This window comes from Gemmatimonadaceae bacterium (assembly GCA_036273715.1).
Taxonomy (GTDB): Bacteria; Gemmatimonadota; Gemmatimonadetes; order Gemmatimonadales; family Gemmatimonadaceae; genus JADGGM01.
Genome location: DASUHB010000072.1, coordinates 169,454 through 189,812, shown reverse-complemented (window position 1 = coordinate 189,812; position 20,359 = coordinate 169,454). Strand labels below are relative to the sequence as shown.

Sequence of the window (20,359 nt, the reverse complement as noted above, 5' to 3'; positions counted from 1 at the left end):
GAATTCACAAGAAACTCATTGTGTTATTGTGTATGAACCAGACGAACACCGCAACCGATCCGGGGTGAGACGCCCCGATCCGCCTGCGCAGCACTTCAATGAAGGGGTGAAATCCTGGCGACCTCGCCCTACTCGATCGCTGCCCGCACCCTCGCAAGACCCGACTGGAGAGCCGGCATCGACACGGCCCCAATTGAGCAGCGGAACCATCCGCCGTCGTTCGGAACACCGAACGCCTGAAACGGGATGATCGCGACGCCCGCTTCCTGCAACAGATATCGGCGGGCATCCTCGCTGCCGTGCAGCGTCCGGCCGTCTCTTGTCAGGCGGCCGTCCAATTCCAGCTGCACACTACCATAGATGGTCGCGATCGGTGGCAGCGAACCGACCGGCAGGCCGGCCGCGCGCATCTCATTGCACGCCGAGTGGATGGCGCCGAGTCGCGCGGCGATCGCCGCATGCATCGACTGGTGATACGTGTCGATCGATTCGTCGTCGCCCAACAATCCCGACGTCGCGATCTGCGCGGCACGCGGCGCCCAGGCCCCGACGTGGCTCAGGAAATCCGCCATGTGACGCATCACATCCGCGGGGCCCGTCGCCCAACCAACGCGCACTCCCGTGGCCGCAAACGCCTTCGAGATCGCGTCCACCGTGATCACGTAGGGCGCGACTTCCGGACACAGGATGCTCGGATGCACGTGGCGCGTGTCGCCCAGCGTCAGCATCCAGTACACCTGGTCGTAGAGCAGGAACAGCGGACGCTCGTTGGCTCCTCGCGTCGCGTTCTCGGCGACCACGAGCTGGCAGATGTCGCGCAAGGTGTCGGCATCGAAGGCCGTGCCCGCCGGATTGAGCGGCGAGTTGAGCACGAGCATGCGCGCCCCGCGCACGGGCGACTCGAGTGCGGCGCGCGTGGGCAGGAACGCATCGCCCACCGGACACACCACTGGCCGGGGAGTCGCGCCGACGATCTGACAGTAGTCGGCGTTGTTCCACGACGGCGTGGAATACACCACCGCATCGCCTGGATCGAGGATCGTACGATAGGCCGCGTAGATCGCGGGTCTCGCACCGGACGCGATCACAACGTTCTCGGCCTTCAACTCGAGACCGAGCCGCCTGCCGTAAAATGCGGCGACGGCATCGCGCAGCTCGGGCAGCCCGCTCGACGGCGGATAGTTCGTCTCGCCGGCGCGCAGCGCTTCCTGGATTCCGGACACGAGCTCCGCCGGCGCCGGAAATTCCCGCGGGCTGAAATCACCGACCGTGAGATTGCAGATCGATCGACCGGCCGCCGTTAGCTCGCGAATGTCGGCCGCGATGCGGAGAATCGCCGAGGCCCGCAACGACGCCGCAGCTCGCGAAACGCGTGACGCCGCTTTATCGCGCGTCGCGCTCGAAGAAGGCGGCGCGGCCGAACCGGTGTCCGCGGCCGTGGCCAAGTTGGTCGATGCATCAAGCGTCATTGCTGCTCTCGAAAGGCGAGTCCGGATGTCCGACGGGTTTGCGATGAAGGTAAATGAGCGCGTCGCACATCGCGAATTGGCCGACGCGGGAAGATCCAGGGCAGCCGCCTGACCGCTTTCTGACCGGCCGCCCGGCTTCCGACTCAGGGCCATTGCCAGTACTATGGACGCGAAGCGGCGGCATCACTCCTCTGCGCTTTGCGGCGGCCCCCCACGAGAGGGCCAGGTGCTCCAAGCGGACCCGGTTCAATGATTCGTTTTCGTACGCTTGGCGGCCTCGATCTGCGCGATGAAGACGGACGCGAGCTTCTCTCGATCCTCCGTCAGCCCAAGCGTCTGGCGCTGCTCGCATACCTCGCGATCGCCACGCCTGCCGGCTATCACCGCCGAGATACCATCCTCGCCTTGTTGTGGCCCGAGATGGATGGCGATCGGGCGCGCAGCGCACTCAGGCAGGCGGTTCACTTTCTGCGAAGGACCCTGGGCGCAGACACGGTGCAGGGACACGGCGCCGAAGATTTGGGCATCGTCTCGGATCAATTCTGGTGCGACGCGCGCGCATTCGATGATGCGCTCGCTCGCGGCGAGGCCGCGGAGGCGCTCGAGTTGTACGGTGGCGATTTGCTGCACGGCTTCTTCGTCACAGGCGCATCGAACGAGTTCGACGAGTGGCTCGCGCACCAGCGCTCCAGCCGTCGGCAGCAAGCTATCGCATCCGCGTGGGCGCTCGCGGATCGGTGCGAGGCAGCAGGGTCGGGAACAGACGCAGTCCGGTGGTCGCGTTGGGCGGCTGCGCGTGCGCCCGACGACGAGCGATCGCACCGTCGCCTCATCGCCCTGCTCGATCGGCTCGGCGATCGCACCGGGGCACTGCGCGCGTACGAGGATTTCGTCCGACGCGCGCGGGACGAGTTCGACGCCGAGCCATCGGCGGAGACACAGGCGCTGGTCACGGCGATCCGCGCACGGACCACGGCTTCAGCGACGGTAACCGATGCACCGCCCGCGATGCCGGCGCGCGCGCCGGTCGCACCGGCGCCTCGCCCGAGCGAGGAAGCAGCGGCGGCGGCAGAGGCAGCGCCCGAGGGGTCGAGCGTGCCGCCCGACGCGATGCTGCGACTCTCGACGGGGAGGCGTGCGCGCCGATGGCTCGCGCCGGCGGCGGCGCTGCTCCTGGCCGCCGGCGCGACCTACGGCGCAGTGGCCGTGCGGTCCGGCGAGCAGCCGCCCGACGCCAGCGCCGGCACGGTCGACGGCGCGCCAGGTTCCGTTAGGCGTTCGCGCGCGCCGCACGAAGTCGTCACCACCGCCTCGCCGATCGCCGCCCGGTTCTTCACCGCCGGGCTTCGCGCGCTCTACGACCACGGCGACGCGCGGTTGGCGCGGTCGCTCTTCCTCGATGCGTTAGACGAGGACACGTCGTTCGCCATGGCCGCGTACTACGCCGCGCAGTGCGCATACGATCTGGGCTCGCCGGAAGGACCCTCCCTCATGATCCGCGCGAAACGGCTTGCGCCGCGCGCCAGTGAGCGAGAGCGCCTCATCATTGAAACCGCGTGGGCATCCGGGACCTACGACCAGAACCGGATGGAAATCGCCGAGTCGCTCGCGACACGCTATCCAACGGAACCGGAAGGACACATCGCGCTCGCGACCGCGCTCATCGCCGCCGGCGACTTCCTGGGCGCGGTGCCGCACCTGCGACACGTGATCGACATGGACTCGAGCGAGGTAATCACGGCGCAGCCGTTGTGCGCGGCCTGTGTCGCGTTCGACAACCTCGTCCAGGCGTACATCATGGCGGATTCGCTTGGCGCGGGCGAGCGCGTGGCGCGCGAATGGGTGCGGCGCCAGCCACGCTCGGCGGCGGCGTGGGTCGCGCTCGTCGGTGTCATCGCGCGGTCGGGCCGCGAGCACGAGGCGGAAGAGGCGGAGCGCACTGCCGCCGCGCTCGATCCTTCGGCGGACGTGGCAGTCGAGATGGCGGTGATCGCGATACACGCCGACGACTACGCGGCAGCCGACCGGCTGTTGTCCGCGCGCCTGCAGACGGCGGGGCCGGACGCTGCGACGTCGGTGCTGTGGTGGCAGGTCATTGCGTTCCGCAGCGAGGGACGGTTAGGCGACGCGCTCACGGCCGCCCGCGCGCTCGCCGCGAACGTGTCGCAGCGCGACCTGAGCGGCGACGCGGAAGCGCAGGTGTTGTTCGAGCAGCGACACTATCGTGCCGCGGCGCGAATGTTCGATTCCATGGCCGCCGTCCCGCCTGACGCGGCGCCTAACGCACCGGGCTCGCTCGCCCGGCAGCGCAGTTGGATGCTCACCCACGCCGGCACGGCCTGGGCGGCGGATGGCGACACGGTGCGCCTCACACAGCTCGCCGACTCGGTGGAGGGATCGGCGCGCTTGAGCTCGTACGGCCGCGACTGGTCGCTGCCGCACTATCTGCGCGGCCTGCTCTGGCGCGCGCGCGGCGATTCGGCGCGGGCGTTGAGCGAGTTCTCGCATGCGATCTTCTCGCCGAGCGAGGGCTACACGCGCGCGAACCTCGAGTTGGCCCGGGCCTGGCTGGCCGCGCGACAGCCGCGCGCAGCGGTGGCGATTCTTTCGTCGGCGCTGCGGGGACCCGTGGAATCGTCCAGCTTCTATCTGACGCGCACCGAGGTCCACGAGATGCTCGCGCGGAGCTTCGAGGCCGCGGGTGAGCCGGACAGCGCCGCCGCGCACTATGCGATCGTCGCCCGGAGCTGGCAGCACGGAGACCCGGCGTTCCGCCGGCGGGCCGCGCTCGCCGAGGCGGCGCGGCGCCGCCTGGTGCGCGCGCGCGGCTAACGCTGGCGTTTCGTTAGGCACGCGGCGGGCCGCCGTGGCCGTCGAGCGCCCGCATCGCGCGCACGGGCGGCCGACCGCGCCGCCCCCGGCTGAAACTCTTGCGCCGCGGATGCCGTCGGGTATGTCTAGGAGGCGCTGCACCCCGTTCGCGACAGACCCCGACTGAAGGAGAGGCCCGATGCGCACGTCACGCCCGTCCCGTTGGTTCATGATCGCCGCGTTAGGCGCAGCGCCGCTCGGTGCGGCGTGCTTCGGCGGCGACGCCGGCGCACCGGTCTGGACCGGACCGTCCTTTTCTGCGGACCTCGTGGACCCCAGCCAGCCCACCGATTCGACGACCCACATCTATCTGTCGGATGGCAAGCTGCGCATCGAGTCGACCGACACGTCGCAGTTAGGCGCGCTGGTGCTCGACCCGGCGCACAAGAGCACGCTGCTCATCAACGATCGAAAGCAGGAATACTTCGACGCCGGCATGTTCACGTCCCTCGTCACCGCGACCTTCGGCCCCGTGCTTCGCTTCTTCCGCCCCGCGGGCGCCGGCGACCCGTGCACCGAGTGGAACACCACCGCCATGCCGTTCGCCGCGGTCTCGCACGACAAGTCGCACACGCCGCCCCACTTCACGTGCAAGAGCCTCGGCAGCGACAAGGTGGACGGACGCCCCGCGCACAAATGGCAGTGGATCGATGACGCGAAGGACGGTGGAACCGGAACGGTGTGGATCGACGACCGCCTGCAGGTGGTATCCAAGGCCGACGACCGCGACGACCACATGGAGCTCCGGAACATCAAGGAAGGCAGCGTGCCGGCATCGATGTTCGCACCGCCGCCGAGCTACAAGAAGGTGAGCGTGACCAGCATCATGGGCAGCCTCATGAGCGGGTCCAAAGACAAGGAGTCGCACCCGTAGCCGAACGAACGCGCCGGTCTCCGTCGCGGGAGTGGCGCGTGGCGGGAATCTTCGCCTTATTCACATCGGTTGTTCGCGGTCTCCCGCTCACCTTCCAGCCGCTTCGCCCGACCATGTCTCCTTCGCGTTTCGTTGCTCTGTTTCTCGTTGCCGCCGCCCTGCCGGCGACGACGCCGGCGCAGCAGCGCCGCCAACCCCAGCGCGCCGCGGAGCAAGCCCGCGACACCACGCCGCGGCCAGCGCCTAACCGCGAGTCGCCGTCCGACACGACCGTCCAGCGCGTCACCACGCAACATTCGGTGGTCATCGGCGGACAGCGCATCGATTACGATGCGACCGTCGGCGACATCATTCTCCGCGACACCGCCAACGAACCGATCGGCGCGCTCTACTTCACCGCCTACATCAAGCGCGGCGTCACCGATCCGTCGCACCGGCCGATCACCTTCGCCTACAACGGCGGCCCCGGCTCGTCGTCGCTCTGGGTGCACATGGGCGCCTTCGGCCCCAAACGCGTGGTCACGCCCGACACGACGCACGCACCGCCGCCGCCCTACCAGCTGGTCGACAACGCCTACAGCCCGCTCGACAAGACCGACCTGGTGTTCATCGATCCGATCGGCACGGGCTTCAGCCATCCGTTAGGCAAGGCGACGGGCAAGATGTTCTGGGGCGTGGACGAAGATGTCCGCTCGCTGTCCCAATTCATCAGCCGCTACCTCACCGAGCAGGATCGGTGGAACTCGCCGCGCTATCTGCTGGGCGAGAGCTACGGCACCACGCGCTCGGCTGCGCTCGTGAACTATCTGCAGCAGGCCGACAACATGGATTTCAACGGCGTCATCCTGATGTCGTCCGTACTCGACTTCCAAACCATCACGTTCGACCCGGGCAACTTGATGCCGTACGTGATGTATCTGCCGTCGTATGCCGCGGTCGCCTGGTATCACAAAGTCCTGCCCGACCAGCCGGCGCAACTCCGGCCGTTCCTCAAGGAAGTCGAGCACTTTGCCACCACCGACTACCTGCACGCGCTCATGCAGGGCGATGAGCTCGCGCCGGATGAGCGCGCGCGCATCATCGAGCAGCTGCACAAGTACACGGGACTCGACACCGGCTACATCGACCGCGCGAACTTGCAGGTGGATGCACCCGAGTTCGAGAAGGAGCTGCTCCGCGAGCACGGCGAAGTGATTGGCCGACTGGATGCGCGCTTCACGGGTCCGACCTTCGACATGCTCGCGCAGCGGTCGCCGTATGACCCGCAGTCATCCTCGATCAGCTCGGCGTTCGTTTCGACGTTCCAGACCTACCTGCACACGGATCTCAACTTCCCGCGCGACAAGCAGTACGCGGTGAGCGGGAACGTGAACCCGTGGAACTGGGAACACGGGCGCCGCGGCGGATGGCCGGGCCACACCAACGTCGCCGTGGACATCGCGCAGGCCTTGCAGCTCAACCCGCACCTGCACGTGCTGCTCAACTCCGGATTGTTCGACCTGGCGACGCCGTACTACGCAGCCGAGTGGACGTTTGACCAGATGGACCTGCCGAAGGATCTCCGCGGCCACGTGCAGTTCGCCGAATACGACGCGGGACACATGATGTATGTGTACGAGCCGTCGCTGGCCAAGCTGAAGGAGAACATCGCGTCGTTCATCGATGCGACGTCGGGTGTGAACGGAACAGCCGGCCGCGTGGCGACGGCGACGTCGAAGTAGCCCGGATTCGCTCGCCGAGATGAACGAGGGGCGAAGCGCCGCATGTGCGCTTCGCCCCTCGTTCGCGTTTTCGATGGCCAGGGACGGAGTCGAACCGCCGACACGCGGATTTTCAGTCCGCTGCTCTACCACCTGAGCTACCTGGCCGGAGCACAAAAAGGTAGCCAGTCACCGTGCCGTCCTCAAGCGGACCCCGGAGGCGCCCGAGGGCGTGAGCAGAAGCGCCGGTCGCCTACGTCATACGAAATGTCCAGGTCGTGGCGGGCAGGACAGTAGCTTGACGCGATCTATGGGACAACCAAGTATTGTTTCACGCCAATCGCCGTTTCTCCCCCGTTTCCCGAGTCATGACCATGTCGCATTCATTGCGTTCCTGCGTCGCGCCGATGCTGGCGGCCGCCGTCGTCGCCGCGTGCAGTCATTCCACTCCCGACGCCAAATCCGGTGACAGCACGACCGCCGCTGCGCCGGCGCCGGTTGCGCCCAACGTTCTCACTGTGACCGCCACCGATTACGCGTTCGATGCGCCGGCGTCGATCCCCGCCGGCTACACGACCATCCGCATGGTGTCGAACGGCAAGGAAGTCCATCAGGCCGCGCTCGTGCGCCTCGAGCAGGGCAAGTCGTTCGCCGATTTCCAGGCCGCGCTCAAGCAGGCCGGCCCGCCGCCCGCGTGGGCGGTCGACGCCGGCGGGCCCAATCCGCCGATGCCTAACGGAACGTCGGAGGCCACCGAATATCTCGCGCCGGGCACCTACGCCATCGTGTGCTTCGTGCCGAGCCCCGACGGCACGCCGCACGTCGCCAAAGGCATGGTGCGGGAGCTCACCGTCACCCCGTCGTCGGCCAGCGCTCCTGCGCCGAACGCAGATGCCACCGTCACGCTCGCCGACTACAGCTTCACCTCCTCCGCGCCGCTCACCGCCGGCCAGCACGTGCTCCGCGTCATCAACAGCGGACCGCAGTCGCACGAGATCGTGCTCGTCCGTCTCGAGCCCGGCAAGACCGCCAAACAGTTCGTCCAGTGGACCGACGGCATGAAGGGGCCGCCGCCGGGTGCGCTGTTAGGCGGCGTCACGGCCATCGCGCCGGGCGACACGGCCTACTTCCCCGCCGATCTCACCCCCGGCAACTACGCGTTCCTCTGCTTCGTGCCGGACAGCAAGGACGGAAAACCGCACGCCGCCCACGGCATGATGCAGGACTTCACCGTCAAGGGAACCTGACCTACCGGCTCCCGTACCGAGCCGTTACCACCGACTTGATCCCGCCGCGGACGTTGAAGTCGCCCACGACCTCCATGAAGCTGGGCGATGCGCACGCGGCGAGATCGTCGAGGATGCGATTCACCGCTCGCTCGTAAAAAATTCCGTCGTTGCGGAAGCTCCAGAGATACAACTTGAGACTCTTGAGCTCGATGCACTTTTCCGCGGGCACGTACGTGATCCGGATCGTGCCGAAATCCGGAGCGCCGCCTTGCAACAGCGACAACTCCGCGGCGTCACTCTCGATGCCGCCCACAGGACAGAGCGATGTGAACTCCGGGCACTCGAGATGAATCTCGTAAGTGCGGCCGATATGCGGATTGGGAAAGGCTTCGAGCAGCTCTGGGCGCGGCATGCTCAAGAATAGACCGCCGCCGAGGAACGAGCAACGCGACGCGCGCGCTCAGTCGTTCCGCAACCGCTTCGACATCTCCTCGAGCAGCCGCCGCTCATCGTGCGTCAGGCTGCTGATGCCGCGCTCGGAAATCTTGTCGAGCACGAGATCGAGCTCCTCCGTCTTCTTCTTGCCCACTTTGCTGGCGAGCGATGGACCCAGCGTCTCGCGCTTGGCCATGAGCGCGTTGCTGCGCGCCACGATGTCATCCACTTCGTTCGTCCGCTCGCGCGAGCGCGGCTGAGCGCGCGGTATCGCGCGCGGCGTCTCGTCGTTGATGTCCGGCACCTGCGACATCCGTTGGCGAAGCCGGTCGATGCCGCTCGTGCCGCCAGCCGCACCGTTGTGCGCCGCGGCGACGCGCAGGTAGAGATAGCCCACGAACAATCCGCCCAGGTGCGCCATGTACGCCACGCCGGTGTCACCGCCGTTCAGCGACACCATGCCCTGCACCAGCGTGAGCCCGACCAGCAGCACGACGTACCAACGCACCTTGATCGAGATGAACACGAACGGGAAGAGCGTCACTTCCTCGTCCGGCCAACGCATCGCATAGGCGAGCATCACGCCGAAGATCGCCGCCGATGCGCCGAGCAGATACTGGCCATCGCGCGCAATCATCAGGTGGAACAGCCATCCGCCTAACCCGCACAACACGTAGAAGAACGTGAAGCTCCGGGCATTCCATGCGCGCTCCACGCGCGGGCCGAACATCCACAGCATCCACATGTTGAGCGCGAGATGCCAGAAGCCCGCGTGCACGAACATGTAGGTGACGATCGTCCACGGACGCGTCGTGAGGTCGCGCACTTCGAACGCGAGCGCCCGCTGTACATCCGCCTGCCCCACCAGCGTCAGTTGGATGAAAAAGACCGCGACGTTGAGCGCGATCAGCCACTGGACGGCCGGAGTAAGGCGCGGGGCTTCCTGTTCGTCGACGCTCGTGAAGGACATGCGGACCTGCGTACGTGGACGGCCTTGTCGTTATAACACGATCGAATCAGGGCGGTTCCTCTCACCCTGCCCGCAGCTGCTCAAAGCGCTAACGACCACCGACCGGGCCCGGGATCCGAAGCCAAAACGCGAGGTCGTGATGGATCGCCATTCCCCGCTCCACTAGCGACGCGTACCGCCGGTCCACACCCGTGCGCTCCGACCCAACTACCGGATGGACAACAATCTTCGTGCCGGGCGCCACCTGGTGTGCTTGCTCGATGAACCAGAGCATCTGACCGTCGGTCGTCCCCTCGTGTGGCGTCAATACGGCAGCGTGGTCGCGACCGGCGGCAGAGGCTGCACCCAGCGACGCCAACGCGCGGTCCAGACTCGACGCCGTATTCACGAACTCGACGGTCACCTGCACCATCCCGACGTACGGCGCCACCTTCGTCACCGCGTCGGGCCGCTCACCGTCGCAGTCGAGCATCACCGGAATGGTCGATTGCCACCGCTGAAGCGCGTCGATGATAAGTTCCTCACTCGCCAACGGATCGCGCCCGCCGAGGGAAATCGAATGCAGCGGCGACTGCCCGACGACCCGCTGGATATGCCGCGCCAGCATCTCGGGCGTGTACAGCACCGCCGTCTCCGCTTCCGCGGCAAATCGCACAAAAAGTTGTCGTCGCCCCATCCAGATGCCTTGGCTCTGAATCCCGGGCGAAATTCCTGCGATCGCCGCCGCCGGTCCCGTCGTGCGCGCCGTCACGTGTCGTCTCTCCCCCCGCTCGCCGGCGATGCTTTCGTCACCGCGAGTTGCACGATGCGCTCACACAGCGCACCGAAATCGAGTCCCATCGCCGCCGCGGCCTGAGGCAGCAAGCTCAATGGTGTCATCCCAGGCAGTGTGTTCGCCTCGAGACAGAAAAATTCACCGCGGTCCGTCATACGGAAGTCGATGCGCGCGTAGCCGTCAAGCTTGAGCGCGCAGAATGCAGCCAGCGCCAGCCGTTGAACTTCCGCCGTCTCGCTTGCCGAGAGCTTGGCCGGGAACTCCTCGCGCGCCATGCCAGGCGTGTATTTGCACTCGTAATCGTAGATCTCGTGACGCGGGAAAATTTCGCCCACCGGCAGCGCCTGGTCGCCGAGCACGCTCACCGTCAGTTCTCTTCCCGGAACAAATCGCTCGATCATTACCTCGTCATCGTACTGCAGCGCCTCGGTCACCGCCGGCGCGAGATCAGCTCCAGTACGAACCAACGAAAGACCAACCGTCGACCCTTGCTTCGACGGCTTCACGATCACCGGCCAGCCCAACTTCTTCTCGACCTGCTCGGCCTTTGGACGAGAACAGGACGCTTGGCTAACGAGCAGCCAGTCCGCCGTGGGCACGCCGGCCGCGCGAAACAACACCTTTGACAGATCCTTGTCCATCGCGAGCGCGCTCGCCAGGTGACCGCTTCCCGTATAGCGAACGCCGACCATGTCGAGCAGCGCCTGCACCGTTCCGTCTTCGCCGAAACCGCCGTGCAAGGCGAGAAAGACGACGTCGGCCTTGCGCACCGCGGGCAGCGCGCCGAGTGAGGGCGAGAGCGACGTCCGCGTCATCTGCTCGAGTGAAGACAGCGATGGGGGCGCCGGTTTCATCACTCCGGCATTCTCCATCGCGCGTTCTTCGCCCTCGTCGATCACGCCCCGCGCCGGATCGAGCGACGTGACGTCGTGTCCCCCGTCTCGCAACGTCCGCGCAATGCGAAGCCCTGAGGCCAGTGACACATCGCGCTCCGCCGACGTTCCACCCAACAGCACCGTGATCTTCATGGGGGAAGGATGGGCGCGCTCGGATGGTGCGGCAAGGTAGACCGCGCGGCTACATTGATGCCATGCACGTCACGCGGACCGCGGCTCGCTGCCTCGACCATTCTGCCTCTGGTTCTCGCGCGCGACGCGCCGCCACGGGCGCGGTGCTTGCGACGCTCCTCGTCGCCGGCGCCGGCTGCATCGATCGTGACACGGCGCAGAAGGCGATCGAGAGCGTGCAGGAATCGGCAGGCGTGCGGCCCGACAGCATGCCGGTGATGCTCAACGACAAGTCACCGTTCCTTTACCCGGCATCGCTCTACAAACAGCGCGTGCAGGCCAACGTGACGTTGCGTATTCGCATCGATTCCACCGGCAGGGTGGCGCCGGAGTCCACGACCGTCGTCGAGTCGTCGGGATATCCGGCGCTCGACTCGGCTGCTGTGAGCGGCTCGCAATCGCTGCGCTTCCGACCGGCAATGCTGCATGGCCAGCCGATGAGCATCTCGATTCTTCTGCCCGTGTTCTTCCGCCGGCCGGACATGCCGCCGCTCCCCGGCGACACCGTGCTGCACGACACGGCGCATTCCGCCCAACACCGTTCGCCATGACCACTACCTCCGCGTCCACCTCGATCCCGGCGGCCTCGATCGCAAGCCAGCGCAACCGGCTGCCTTACGACGACGTCCTGCAAACCATTGGATGGACGCCGCTCATCCGGCTCAACCGGGTGACGCACGGCATCGCGACGCCCGTCTACGGCAAGGCCGAGTTTTTCAATCCGGGCGGCAGCGTGAAAGATCGCATCGGCCTGCCGATCATCGAACGGGCCGAGCGGGAAGGGAAACTCAAGCCCGGCGGCACCGTGGTCGAAGGCACGAGCGGAAACACGGGCATCGGGCTCGCGATCGCCGCGGCGCTCAAGGGATACCAGTGCATCTTCACGATGCCCGACAAGATGTCGCAGGAAAAAGTGCGGCTGCTCAAGGCGTTCGGCGCCGAAGTGATCGTCACGCCCACCGCGGTGCCGCCCGACCACCCGGACAACTACGTGATGATGGCCAAGCGCATCGCGTCCGAGCTGCCTAACGCAATCCTGGCCAATCAATTCTACAACGACGCGAATCCGCAGGCGCACTACGAAACGACCGGCCCGGAGCTCTGGGAGCAGACGGCCGGCCGCATCACGCATTTCGTCGCGTCCGCGGGCACGGGCGGCACCCTCACCGGTACAGGCCGCTACCTGAAAGAGAAGAACCCGGCTATTCGCATCATCGCCGGCGATCCCGCCGGCTCGATTCTCGCCGAGTACTGGCGGAGCAAGGGCAAGAACCACATCGAAGGATCGCCGTACAAGGTGGAAGGCATCGGTCAGGACAAAGTACCGGGCACTCTGGACTTGGACCTCATCGACGACTACCGCACCGTGAGCGATCGCGACGCGTTCGCGATGGCGCGTCGACTGACCCGCGAAGAGGGCTTGTTCGTGGGCGGATCGTCCGGGCTCATCGCGCACGTCGCGCTGCAGGTGGCACGCGAGGTGAACGACCCGCATGCGTTGGTGGTGACCTTCCTGTGCGACACGGGCGAGCGATATCTGTCCAAGCTCTACAACGATGACTGGATGCGCGAGAACCAGCTGCTCGCTCCCGATCGCGTACGCATCGCCGATCTCCTCGGGGCCAAGCCGGACCACGGGCCAACCGTGGTGTCGGTGGGAACAGGCGCCACCGTGCGCCAGGCGCTGCGCCTCATGAATCTGCACGACGTCTCGCAGCTCCCGGTGATCGACGGCAACAACTGCGTCGGCTCGGTGAGTGAGGGCGTCGTGTCGGCCAAGGCGCTCGAGAACACGAAGCTCCTGGATGCGACGGTGGGCGATGTGATGGACGCGCCGTTTCCGTTAGTCGAGTCCGGCCAGTCGCTCGACAGTGTGGTGAAGCTGCTCACGAAGTCCAACCCGGCGGTGCTCGTGCGCACCCAGGAGCGCATCGCGGGCATCGTGACGCGATCCGACGTTCTGCAATTCCTCATGGCGCGATGAGGGACGGTCACGGGCGGCGGGGCCGGGGCCGGGGGCGGGGGCGGGGGCGGGGCACAAAAAACGGACGCAAGGCAGAGCTCGCGGATCGCAAGCAGCGCATCCTCACGCACGGCACGCCGTCGGTCACCTCGGGCATTGCCGACGCCATCGTCGCCAAGGTCGAGAACGTTTTCTTCCTGACGGATCAATCGGGCTGCGTCCCCATCGCACCGGGCCACGGGCTGGGGCTGTACTTCCACGATTGCCGCTACCTGCGCGGCTACGAAATGCTGTTAGGCAAAGAGCAGCCGACGGTGCTCGCCGCCACCACCGACGACATCGGCCGCGGCGCCGTGCTCGAGCTGGCGAATCCCGATTTGCGTCTCGGACGCGGACGGTTGATCCCGCGCGAGACGGTGGGCATCCGGTGGACCCGCACGCTGCACGGCGACACGCCGGGCCTCGATGATGTGCTCGAGCTCCGGAACCTCGGCCTCGAACCGATCACGCTGCCGCTGACGCTCATGTTCGACGCCCGGTTCGAGGATGTGTTCGCCGTGCGCGGGCTCTTCCAGCAAACGTTAGGCAAACGGCACGCGCCGCGGTGGCGCGGCCGGTCGTTGACGCTGTCCTACGACGGACGCGACCACTGCCGCCGCTCGCTGTCCATCGCGTTCTCGCGCGCGCCGCGGCGCCGCGGCCGGCAGACGGCGCGGTTCGACATCCACCTGGCGCCGCGCCGCGCGGTGACGTTAGGCGTGACGCTGCGCATCGACGAGCGCGCGTCCACCGCCACCGCCGGACGCGTCTCCGCGCGCACTCGCAGCACCCACCAGGCGGCGCCGCACCGCGCACTGGCGAAAACGCCCCGCACCAGCGTTGCATCGGACTACCCGCTGCTCGACGCCGTGCTCGAGCGCTCGTTCGCCGACCTGCGCCTGCTCCGCAGCAGCATCAGCGGCGAGGAATACTACGCCGCCGGCCTCCCGTGGTTCGCGACGCTGTTCGGCCGCGACGCCGCCATCACCGCAATCCAGATGCTCGCGTACGAGCCGCGCATCGCCGAGCAGACCGCGCGACTCCTCGCCGTCTACCAGGCACACGACACGGATCAGTGGCGCGATGAACAGCCCGGCAAGATCCTGCACTCGATTCGCATCGGCGAGATGGCGCGACTCGGCCTCATCCCGCACACGCCATACTACGGCTCGGTGGACGCCACGCCGTTGTTCCTCATCCTGATCGCGCGGCACGCGATGTGGACCGGCGACCTGTCGCTGTTCCGCGAGCTGCGCGACCACGTCGAGCTCGCACTCACGTGGATGACCGACGGCGCTGACTCGAACGGCGATGGATACATCGACTACCTGAGCACATCGGAGCACGGCCTGATCAACCAGGGCTGGAAGGATTCCGGCGACGCGATCGTGACGGCGTCCGGCAAGCTCGCATCTCCACCCATCGCGCTGGCCGAGGTGCAGGGCTATGCGTTCCTCGCGCGCGTGCTGATCGCGGACCTGTACGACCGAGCGGGCGACCCGACGCGGGCCACCACCCTGCGCGCCGAGGCAGAGGCGCTCCGCGGCCGGTTCGAGCGCGACTTCTGGCTGGCCAAGTTAGGCTGCTACGCACTCGCGCTCGAGCGCGATGACCGCCCGCTGTCGGTCGTGACGTCCAACGCCGGACAGGTGCTGTGGTCGCACATCGCCAGGCCGGCGCGCGCGCGGCGCGTCGCCAAGCGCTTGATGGAGCCCGACATGTTCTCGGGGTGGGGCATTCGCACGCTGTCGGCGCAGGCGCGGCGATTCAATCCCGTGGGCTATCACCTGGGCACGGTGTGGCCGCACGACAACGCGCTCATCGCGACGGGCTTTCGTCACTACGGGCTCGACGCCGAAGCACGGCGCGTATTCGCGGCGCTGCTCCGCACCGCGGCGTTCTTTCGGTCGTACCGGCTGCCCGAAGTGTTCGCCGGATTTTCGACGGCCGAGTTTCAGACGCCGGTCCGGTTTCCGGTGGCGTGCCATCCGCAGGCGTGGGCCGCCGGATCCATCCCGTACCTGTTGAGCACTCTGTTAGGCCTGGAGCCCGATGGATTCGCCGGACATCTGCGCGTCGTGCGGCCCACGCTGCCCGATGGCGTCGATCGCCTCGAGGTCCGCAACCTTCCGGTGGGCAGATCCCGGCTCTCGATCCGGTTCACGCGAACGAAGAAGCACCGCGTCGACGTCGACCTGCTCTCGGCGAGCGGCACGGTGGAGCTGGTGGTGGAGGAGCGCACCTGACGGCGCTCCGTTAGGCCGTGGGCCGGCGGACCGCCTCGACGAGCTCGGCCAGGCGGTCGAGCGCCTGGCGCGGCGTCAGGTCGTCGGGCTCGATGCCGCGCAACATCTCGAGCGCGGGGTGCGGCGCCTCGGTGAACAACGCGAGCTGCTCGGCCGGCGCTGCACCGCGGCGCGCGACGACGAGGTGGCCTCCCTCGAGCCGCTGCAACACGTCGCGCGCGCGGGCGAGCACCACCGGCGGCAAACCCGCCAGCCGCCCGACCTCGATGCCGTACGACCGGTCGGCGCCTCCCCGCGCCAGCGTGTGCAGAAACAGCACCTGGTCGCCGATCTCGCGCACCAGCACGTTATAGTTACGAACTGCTACTAATTCCTCGGCGAGCTGCGTCAGCTCGTGGTAGTGCGTCGCGAACACCGTCTTGCAACCCACGCGATCGTGCAGGTGCTCGCTCACCGCCCACGCGATCGACACGCCGTCGTACGTGGACGTGCCGCGACCGATCTCGTCCAGCAGCACCAGACTGCGGCGCGTCGCCGTGTGCAGGATCGCGCTCGTCTCGGCCATCTCGACCATGAACGTCGACTGCCCGCGCACCAGGTTGTCGCTTGCTCCGACGCGCGTGAACACGCGGTCGGCGATGCCGATCCGCGCGCGCGACGCGGGCACGAAGCTGCCCATCTGTGCCATGAGCACGATCAGGCCGATCTGCCGCAGAATGGTGGACTTGCCCGCCATGTTCGGCCCGGTGAGGATGATGACGCGGGCCTGTTCGTCGAGTGACAGGTCATTCGGAATGAACTTGTCGCGCGGCATCATCCGCTCGACCACCGGATGGCGGCCGGCCACGATCTCGAGGCCGAAGTCATCGCTCATCGTCGGCCTAACGTACCCTTCCCGCTCGGCGACCTCCGCCAGCGCGGCAAGCACGTCGAGCGCGGCCACGAGCCCCGCGGCGCGCTGCAGGCGCGACACCTCTGCGCCCGCCCGCGCACGCAGGGCGTCGAACAGCGCGCGCTCCCGCACCTCGAGCCGCTCCGACGCCGTCAACACTTTCTCCTCGTATTCCTTGAGCTCAGGCGTCACGTAGCGCTCTTCGCCGGCCAGCGTCTGCCGCCGCTGATAATGCTCCGGAACGAGGTGCCGATTGGCGTTCGTGATCGCGATGTAGTAGCCGAACACTTTGTTGTAGCCGACCTTGAGCGACGCGATGCCGGTGCGCTCGCGCTCGGCCGTCTGGATGCGCGCGATGGCGTCCTTGCTGCCGTCGCGCAGCGCGCGCAGCTCATCGAGCTCGAGGTCGACCCCATCGCGAATGGCGCGCTCTTCGCCGACGGCCGCAGGCGGGTCATCGACGAGCGTGGCCGCGATGTCCGAGGCGAGGTCCGCGCACGAATCCCAGCGTGCGAGCATGTCCGCCACCAGCGCCGAGGCGGCGACGCGCCGCGCGGCCTGCTCGACGGCCGGCAGCGCACCGAGCGATCCGCCTAACGCACCAACCTCGCGCGGCGTCGCGCGGGCCGCCGCGGCTTTCCCCGCCAGACGCTCCACGTCGCGCACGCCGTCGAGCGCGCTGCGGAGCGCCGCGCGCGCCAGCGCGTCCGATGCGAGCGCGGCCACCGCATCCAGTCGTGCGTCGATCGCGTCGCGTTGGGCCAGCGGCGCGAGCAGCCACTGGCGCAGCAGCCGCGCGCCCATCGGCGTCGTCGTGCGGTCCAACACGGCGAGCAGCGTGCCCGCGGCCCCGCCGCCGCGCAACGATTCCACCAACTCGAGATTGCGGCGCGTCATGTCGTCGAGCGGCATCGAGGCGCCGTCGCGCTCGACGATCGGCGCCGCGAGGTGCGGCAGCCCCGACGGCTGCAGCTCCCTGAGGTAGCGCACGAGCGCTCCGGCGGCGCCCACCGCCGGCGCGTCGTCTACGCCGATGCCGAACCCCTCCAGCGACGCGACGCCGTACTGGCGCGCGAGGTCGCTCGATGCGAGCGCCGGCTCGAACTCCCACGCCTCCCGCTCGGTGACTAACGCATCTTCATCGCGCGACGACGCCGCGCGCAGCGCGGCCGCGGGCGATCCGCGCGGCACGAGAATCTCGCTCGGCGCGAGCCGCGCCAGGACCGCCGCCGCATCGGCGGCGTTCGATCGGATGAGTCGCAGCTCGCCCGTCGACAGATCCGCGGCCGCGATACCGATCGCGCCCTTGCTGTCGAACACGGCGCACAGATAGTTGTTGAGCGCACCGTCGAGCAGATCATCCGAGAATGCGGCGCCCGGCGTGATGGTCTCCACCACCTCACGGCGCACGATGCCCTTCGCCAGCTTCGGATCTTCGACCTGTTCGCAGATCGCCACCCGATGGCCCTGCTCGACGAGCCGGCGCAGATACTCGTTGAGCGACTTCACCGGCACACCCGCCAGCGGCACTTCGGCGGCACCGCCGTTGTTGCGGCTCGTCAGCGTTAGGCCCAGGGCGCGGGAGCCGAGCTCGGCGTCCTCGTAGAACATCTCGTAGAAGTCGCCCATCCGAAAGAGCAGGATCGCATCCTGGTGACGCGCCTTGATCTCCCGGTACTGCTGCATCAACGGCGTGGCCGTCTCGCCGCTCACGGCGTCTCCGCGCTGGTGACGTACGCGCTGAGCTTCCTGGCCCGCAGCGCCCGCGCCGCGGCCTCGGCCTCGGCGCGCGTGGCGTACCGCCCGACGCGCACGCGGAACGGCTTCGCGGTCCCCACCACCCGCGCCGGATAGCCTCGCGTCACGAGGACGTCGCGCAATCCGCTGGCCGACGCGAGCGTGGAGAACGCAGCCACCTGGACCGTATACCGCCCGCGGGCCGACGTTGCCGTCGCTGCCGCCGGCGCTGCGTTAGGCTCCCGCGGCGCCGGCTGGCCGGCCGATTGCGCGGGCGCCGCCTGCGCCTTGGCCGTCGTGTCCACGCCCTGGCACCGCTGGCCCAGATATCCGATCTGATTCGCCAGCTCTACCTCGCTCGGTGGCGTTAGGCGCGAGGCGTCCGCCAACCGGGCGCAGCCGGTGGCCAGATTCCCCTCGTCCAGCAGCGTGCGCGCCACCCAGAACTCCGCGCGCCCGCGATTGGGACTCTCCGGGTGTTCGACCACGATCCGCTGCAGATGCGCCACCGCCTGATCGCGGTCACCGCGCGCCAGTTCGAGCTGGGCCAGCCGCATCAAGGCGTCGGCGCTGCGCGCCGAGGCCGGGTAGGTCACGATGATCGTGCGAAGATCGCGCTCGGCGTCCGCCGCCGTCGCCGCTACTACGGCACGCCAATACAACGCGTTCACGTACTCGGCCGACCCGGGTCGCGCCGAATCGAGCCTCTGGCCAACGAGAGCGCGCGCGGAATCACCGCGACCTTCTGCGGCAAGTCGCTGCGCGGCGCGGAAGATCGTGTCGCCGCCCGTCGAGTCGCTGCGCGCAGCGTCCGCGGGCACCGAATCGGCATGCACGGACGTTGGACGCGTACTGCCGACCGCCGCGGTATCCGCGTGCACCGAGTCCGCGGGCACCGTATCAGTGCTCTGCCCGCACAGAGCCGCCGGCGCCAGCAGCATGAGACCCACGATCCAGCGTATCGTCATGACGCTCGGAGCAGAAGTTAGGCGACGGCGGCGCGCCGTCGCGCCGCACGCTCGTCCACCGCGCACATCGACAACACGAGTCGCGCCAGGATCTCTTCGTCCGCCGACACCCGCGTTTCTTTGAGCGCGATGTCGGCAGCCAGCAATGCCTCCATGGCGTGGTCGAGCGCGGCATCGTCCCACGCGTCGATGGATGATGCCCACGATTTCACCGCCTCGCCCCACGGACGTCCCGTGTACGCGCCGCCCGCGCTCTTGAGCAACTCGTAGTATTCGCCCGAGAGCCGACCCGCCGACGTGCCGCGGGCGCGCATCGCACGCCCCCACGCCAACGCCTGCGTCTGTGTGGTCAGCGCCATGACGATCTGCACCGCGGACACCTTCGGCTGGTCGAGCACGTGCCCCAGGAGCGCCAGGGCGCGCGGCGCATTGCGCCGCCCCACCGAATCCAGGAGATCGCCTAACGTCTCGCCGCGCCGCACGCCCACCACCGCCGAGACCGCGGCCTCGTCGATCGCGCCGCCGTTGGTATAGCTGGCCAGCTTGTCGAGCTCCCCCGCCAGCGCACCGAGATCGTTGCCCGCGTGCTCGAACAGCAGCGCCGCCGCCGCGTCGGTGACCAGCACGCCTAACACGGAACTCGCGTGGTGCACGATCCACTTCGGCACGCGATTCCCCGTCAACGGTTCCGTCTCGAGAGAAAACGTCCGCTGCACCAGCGCGCGATCCGGCTTGCCGCGGTCCGCTGGACCGAAGACCAGCACGAGGATGATGTCGGACGCAGCGTCCTTGGACGCGCCCTGCTCGAGAAACCGGTCCACCACCGCACGCGCATCCTTGCGCAGCGATGCCGCATCGCGGATGAGCACCACGCGACGCTCCGCCATCATCGGCGGAGTCGCCAGCAGCGACGCGAGCGCCTCGGCGTCCACCCATGCTGCGTCTCGAATGTCCAGATTGAAATCGCGGGTTGCCGGATCGAGCGCCGCAGCCAGAAGCTGCCGCACCGCGGCATCCTTCAGAAACTCTTCCTCGCCGTGAATGCTGTATGCGCGCTCGAAGGAGCGCGAGGCGAGAGACTTATAGAACGCGCGATCGTCCGGCATAGCGGCGAATATAACGCG

15 protein-coding genes and 1 tRNA gene are annotated in these 20,359 nt (G+C 67.8%); 7 read left to right on the top strand and 9 right to left on the bottom strand.

The genetic code is table 11. The features are described from left to right. Positions 1-128: 128 nt before the first annotated feature. Positions 129-1,469 carry an aminotransferase class I/II-fold pyridoxal phosphate-dependent enzyme gene (locus tag VFW04_17890; protein HEX5181207.1) on the bottom strand — a complete coding sequence of 447 codons (1,341 nt, stop codon included), beginning with the start codon at positions 1,467-1,469 and terminating at the stop codon, positions 129-131. A 249-nt stretch (positions 1,470-1,718) separates the two neighbouring features. On the opposite strand from VFW04_17890, the gene VFW04_17885 reads away from it, so the two are divergent. The 3 genes from VFW04_17885 (at position 1,719) to VFW04_17875 (ending at position 6,935) form a co-directional block, all read left to right on the top strand. Next, a complete protein-coding gene (locus tag VFW04_17885) occupies positions 1,719-4,301 on the top strand; it encodes a BTAD domain-containing putative transcriptional regulator (GenBank protein ID HEX5181206.1) in 2,583 nt (860 codons plus the stop codon). A 178-nt stretch (positions 4,302-4,479) separates the two neighbouring features. Next, positions 4,480-5,214 (top strand): hypothetical protein, encoded by a 735-nt coding sequence (locus tag VFW04_17880; protein ID HEX5181205.1) that lies wholly within the window; start codon positions 4,480-4,482, stop codon positions 5,212-5,214. Positions 5,215-5,327: 113 nt separating this feature from the next. Then, complete coding sequence (locus tag VFW04_17875; protein ID HEX5181204.1) at positions 5,328-6,935, top strand: hypothetical protein; 1,608 nt, start codon at positions 5,328-5,330, stop codon at positions 6,933-6,935. Between the two features lie 74 nt (positions 6,936-7,009). Here the strand turns inward: VFW04_17875 and VFW04_17870 are convergent. Further along, positions 7,010-7,082, bottom strand: a tRNA-Phe gene (locus VFW04_17870). Positions 7,083-7,288: 206 nt separating this feature from the next. Here VFW04_17870 and VFW04_17865 point away from each other — a divergent pair. Further along, on the top strand, positions 7,289-8,161 hold the full coding sequence (locus VFW04_17865) for a hypothetical protein (GenBank protein ID HEX5181203.1): 873 nt from the start codon (positions 7,289-7,291) through the stop codon (positions 8,159-8,161). A 1-nt stretch (position 8,162) separates the two neighbouring features. Here VFW04_17865 and queF read toward each other — a convergent pair whose 3' ends face one another. From queF to VFW04_17845, 4 genes are all read right to left on the bottom strand, one after another. Continuing rightward, complete coding sequence (gene queF / locus VFW04_17860) at positions 8,163-8,555, bottom strand: preQ(1) synthase (GenBank protein ID HEX5181202.1); 393 nt, start codon at positions 8,553-8,555, stop codon at positions 8,163-8,165. A 48-nt stretch (positions 8,556-8,603) separates the two neighbouring features. After that, positions 8,604-9,548 (bottom strand): rhomboid family intramembrane serine protease, encoded by a 945-nt coding sequence (locus VFW04_17855; protein ID HEX5181201.1) that lies wholly within the window; start codon positions 9,546-9,548, stop codon positions 8,604-8,606. Between the two features lie 88 nt (positions 9,549-9,636). Then, positions 9,637-10,299: a hypothetical protein gene (locus VFW04_17850; GenBank protein HEX5181200.1), complete on the bottom strand. Its 663-nt coding sequence runs from the start codon at positions 10,297-10,299 to the stop codon at positions 9,637-9,639. Then, positions 10,296-11,351: a D-alanine--D-alanine ligase gene (locus VFW04_17845; protein ID HEX5181199.1), complete on the bottom strand. Its 1,056-nt coding sequence runs from the start codon at positions 11,349-11,351 to the stop codon at positions 10,296-10,298. Before VFW04_17845 ends, VFW04_17850 begins: the two co-directional genes overlap by 4 nt. A 62-nt stretch (positions 11,352-11,413) precedes the next feature. On the opposite strand from VFW04_17845, the gene VFW04_17840 reads away from it, so the two are divergent. Genes VFW04_17840 through VFW04_17830 form a run of 3 tightly spaced genes read left to right on the top strand, consistent with a single transcriptional unit; the run spans position 11,414 to position 15,638 of the window. Continuing rightward, on the top strand, positions 11,414-11,941 hold the full coding sequence (locus VFW04_17840; protein ID HEX5181198.1) for a TonB family protein: 528 nt from the start codon (positions 11,414-11,416) through the stop codon (positions 11,939-11,941). Further along, positions 11,938-13,374 (top strand): cysteine synthase A, encoded by a 1,437-nt coding sequence (locus tag VFW04_17835; GenBank protein ID HEX5181197.1) that lies wholly within the window; start codon positions 11,938-11,940, stop codon positions 13,372-13,374. Before VFW04_17840 ends, VFW04_17835 begins: the two co-directional genes overlap by 4 nt. Continuing rightward, entirely contained in the window at positions 13,371-15,638 is a 2,268-nt protein-coding gene (locus tag VFW04_17830) for a glycogen debranching N-terminal domain-containing protein (protein HEX5181196.1), read from the top strand. Before VFW04_17835 ends, VFW04_17830 begins: the two co-directional genes overlap by 4 nt. Positions 15,639-15,648: 10 nt before the next feature. On the opposite strand, the gene mutS is transcribed toward VFW04_17830, so the two are convergent. The 3 genes from mutS to holA are packed head-to-tail and all read right to left on the bottom strand — an operon-like array spanning position 15,649 to position 20,341. Then, a complete protein-coding gene (mutS, locus tag VFW04_17825; protein HEX5181195.1) occupies positions 15,649-18,243 on the bottom strand; it encodes a DNA mismatch repair protein MutS in 2,595 nt (864 codons plus the stop codon). Next, positions 18,240-19,235, bottom strand: coding sequence for an SPOR domain-containing protein (locus VFW04_17820; protein ID HEX5181194.1), 996 nt, complete (start codon positions 19,233-19,235; stop codon positions 18,240-18,242). Before VFW04_17820 ends, mutS begins: the two co-directional genes overlap by 4 nt. Positions 19,236-19,252: 17 nt before the next feature. Further along, complete coding sequence (holA, locus tag VFW04_17815; protein ID HEX5181193.1) at positions 19,253-20,341, bottom strand: DNA polymerase III subunit delta; 1,089 nt, start codon at positions 20,339-20,341, stop codon at positions 19,253-19,255. Positions 20,342-20,359: the final 18 nt, after the last annotated feature.

Excerpts from the sequence above, each read along its gene's own strand:
- VFW04_17890 (HEX5181207.1), bottom strand. The coding sequence starts at position 1,469 with ATGACGCTTGATGCATCGACCAACTTGGCCACGGCCGCGGACACCGGT.
- VFW04_17885 (HEX5181206.1), top strand. The coding sequence starts at position 1,719 with ATGATTCGTTTTCGTACGCTTGGCGGCCTCGATCTGCGCGATGAAGAC.
- VFW04_17880 (HEX5181205.1), top strand. The coding sequence starts at position 4,480 with ATGCGCACGTCACGCCCGTCCCGTTGGTTCATGATCGCCGCGTTAGGC.
- VFW04_17875 (HEX5181204.1), top strand. The coding sequence starts at position 5,328 with ATGTCTCCTTCGCGTTTCGTTGCTCTGTTTCTCGTTGCCGCCGCCCTG.
- VFW04_17865 (HEX5181203.1), top strand. The coding sequence starts at position 7,289 with ATGTCGCATTCATTGCGTTCCTGCGTCGCGCCGATGCTGGCGGCCGCC.
- queF (HEX5181202.1), bottom strand. The coding sequence starts at position 8,555 with ATGCCGCGCCCAGAGCTGCTCGAAGCCTTTCCCAATCCGCATATCGGC.
- VFW04_17855 (HEX5181201.1), bottom strand. The coding sequence starts at position 9,548 with ATGTCCTTCACGAGCGTCGACGAACAGGAAGCCCCGCGCCTTACTCCG.
- VFW04_17845 (HEX5181199.1), bottom strand. The coding sequence starts at position 11,351 with ATGAAGATCACGGTGCTGTTGGGTGGAACGTCGGCGGAGCGCGATGTG.
- VFW04_17840 (HEX5181198.1), top strand. The coding sequence starts at position 11,414 with ATGCACGTCACGCGGACCGCGGCTCGCTGCCTCGACCATTCTGCCTCT.
- VFW04_17835 (HEX5181197.1), top strand. The coding sequence starts at position 11,938 with ATGACCACTACCTCCGCGTCCACCTCGATCCCGGCGGCCTCGATCGCA.
- VFW04_17830 (HEX5181196.1), top strand. The coding sequence starts at position 13,371 with ATGAGGGACGGTCACGGGCGGCGGGGCCGGGGCCGGGGGCGGGGGCGG.
- VFW04_17820 (HEX5181194.1), bottom strand. The coding sequence starts at position 19,235 with ATGACGATACGCTGGATCGTGGGTCTCATGCTGCTGGCGCCGGCGGCT.
- holA (HEX5181193.1), bottom strand. The coding sequence starts at position 20,341 with ATGCCGGACGATCGCGCGTTCTATAAGTCTCTCGCCTCGCGCTCCTTC.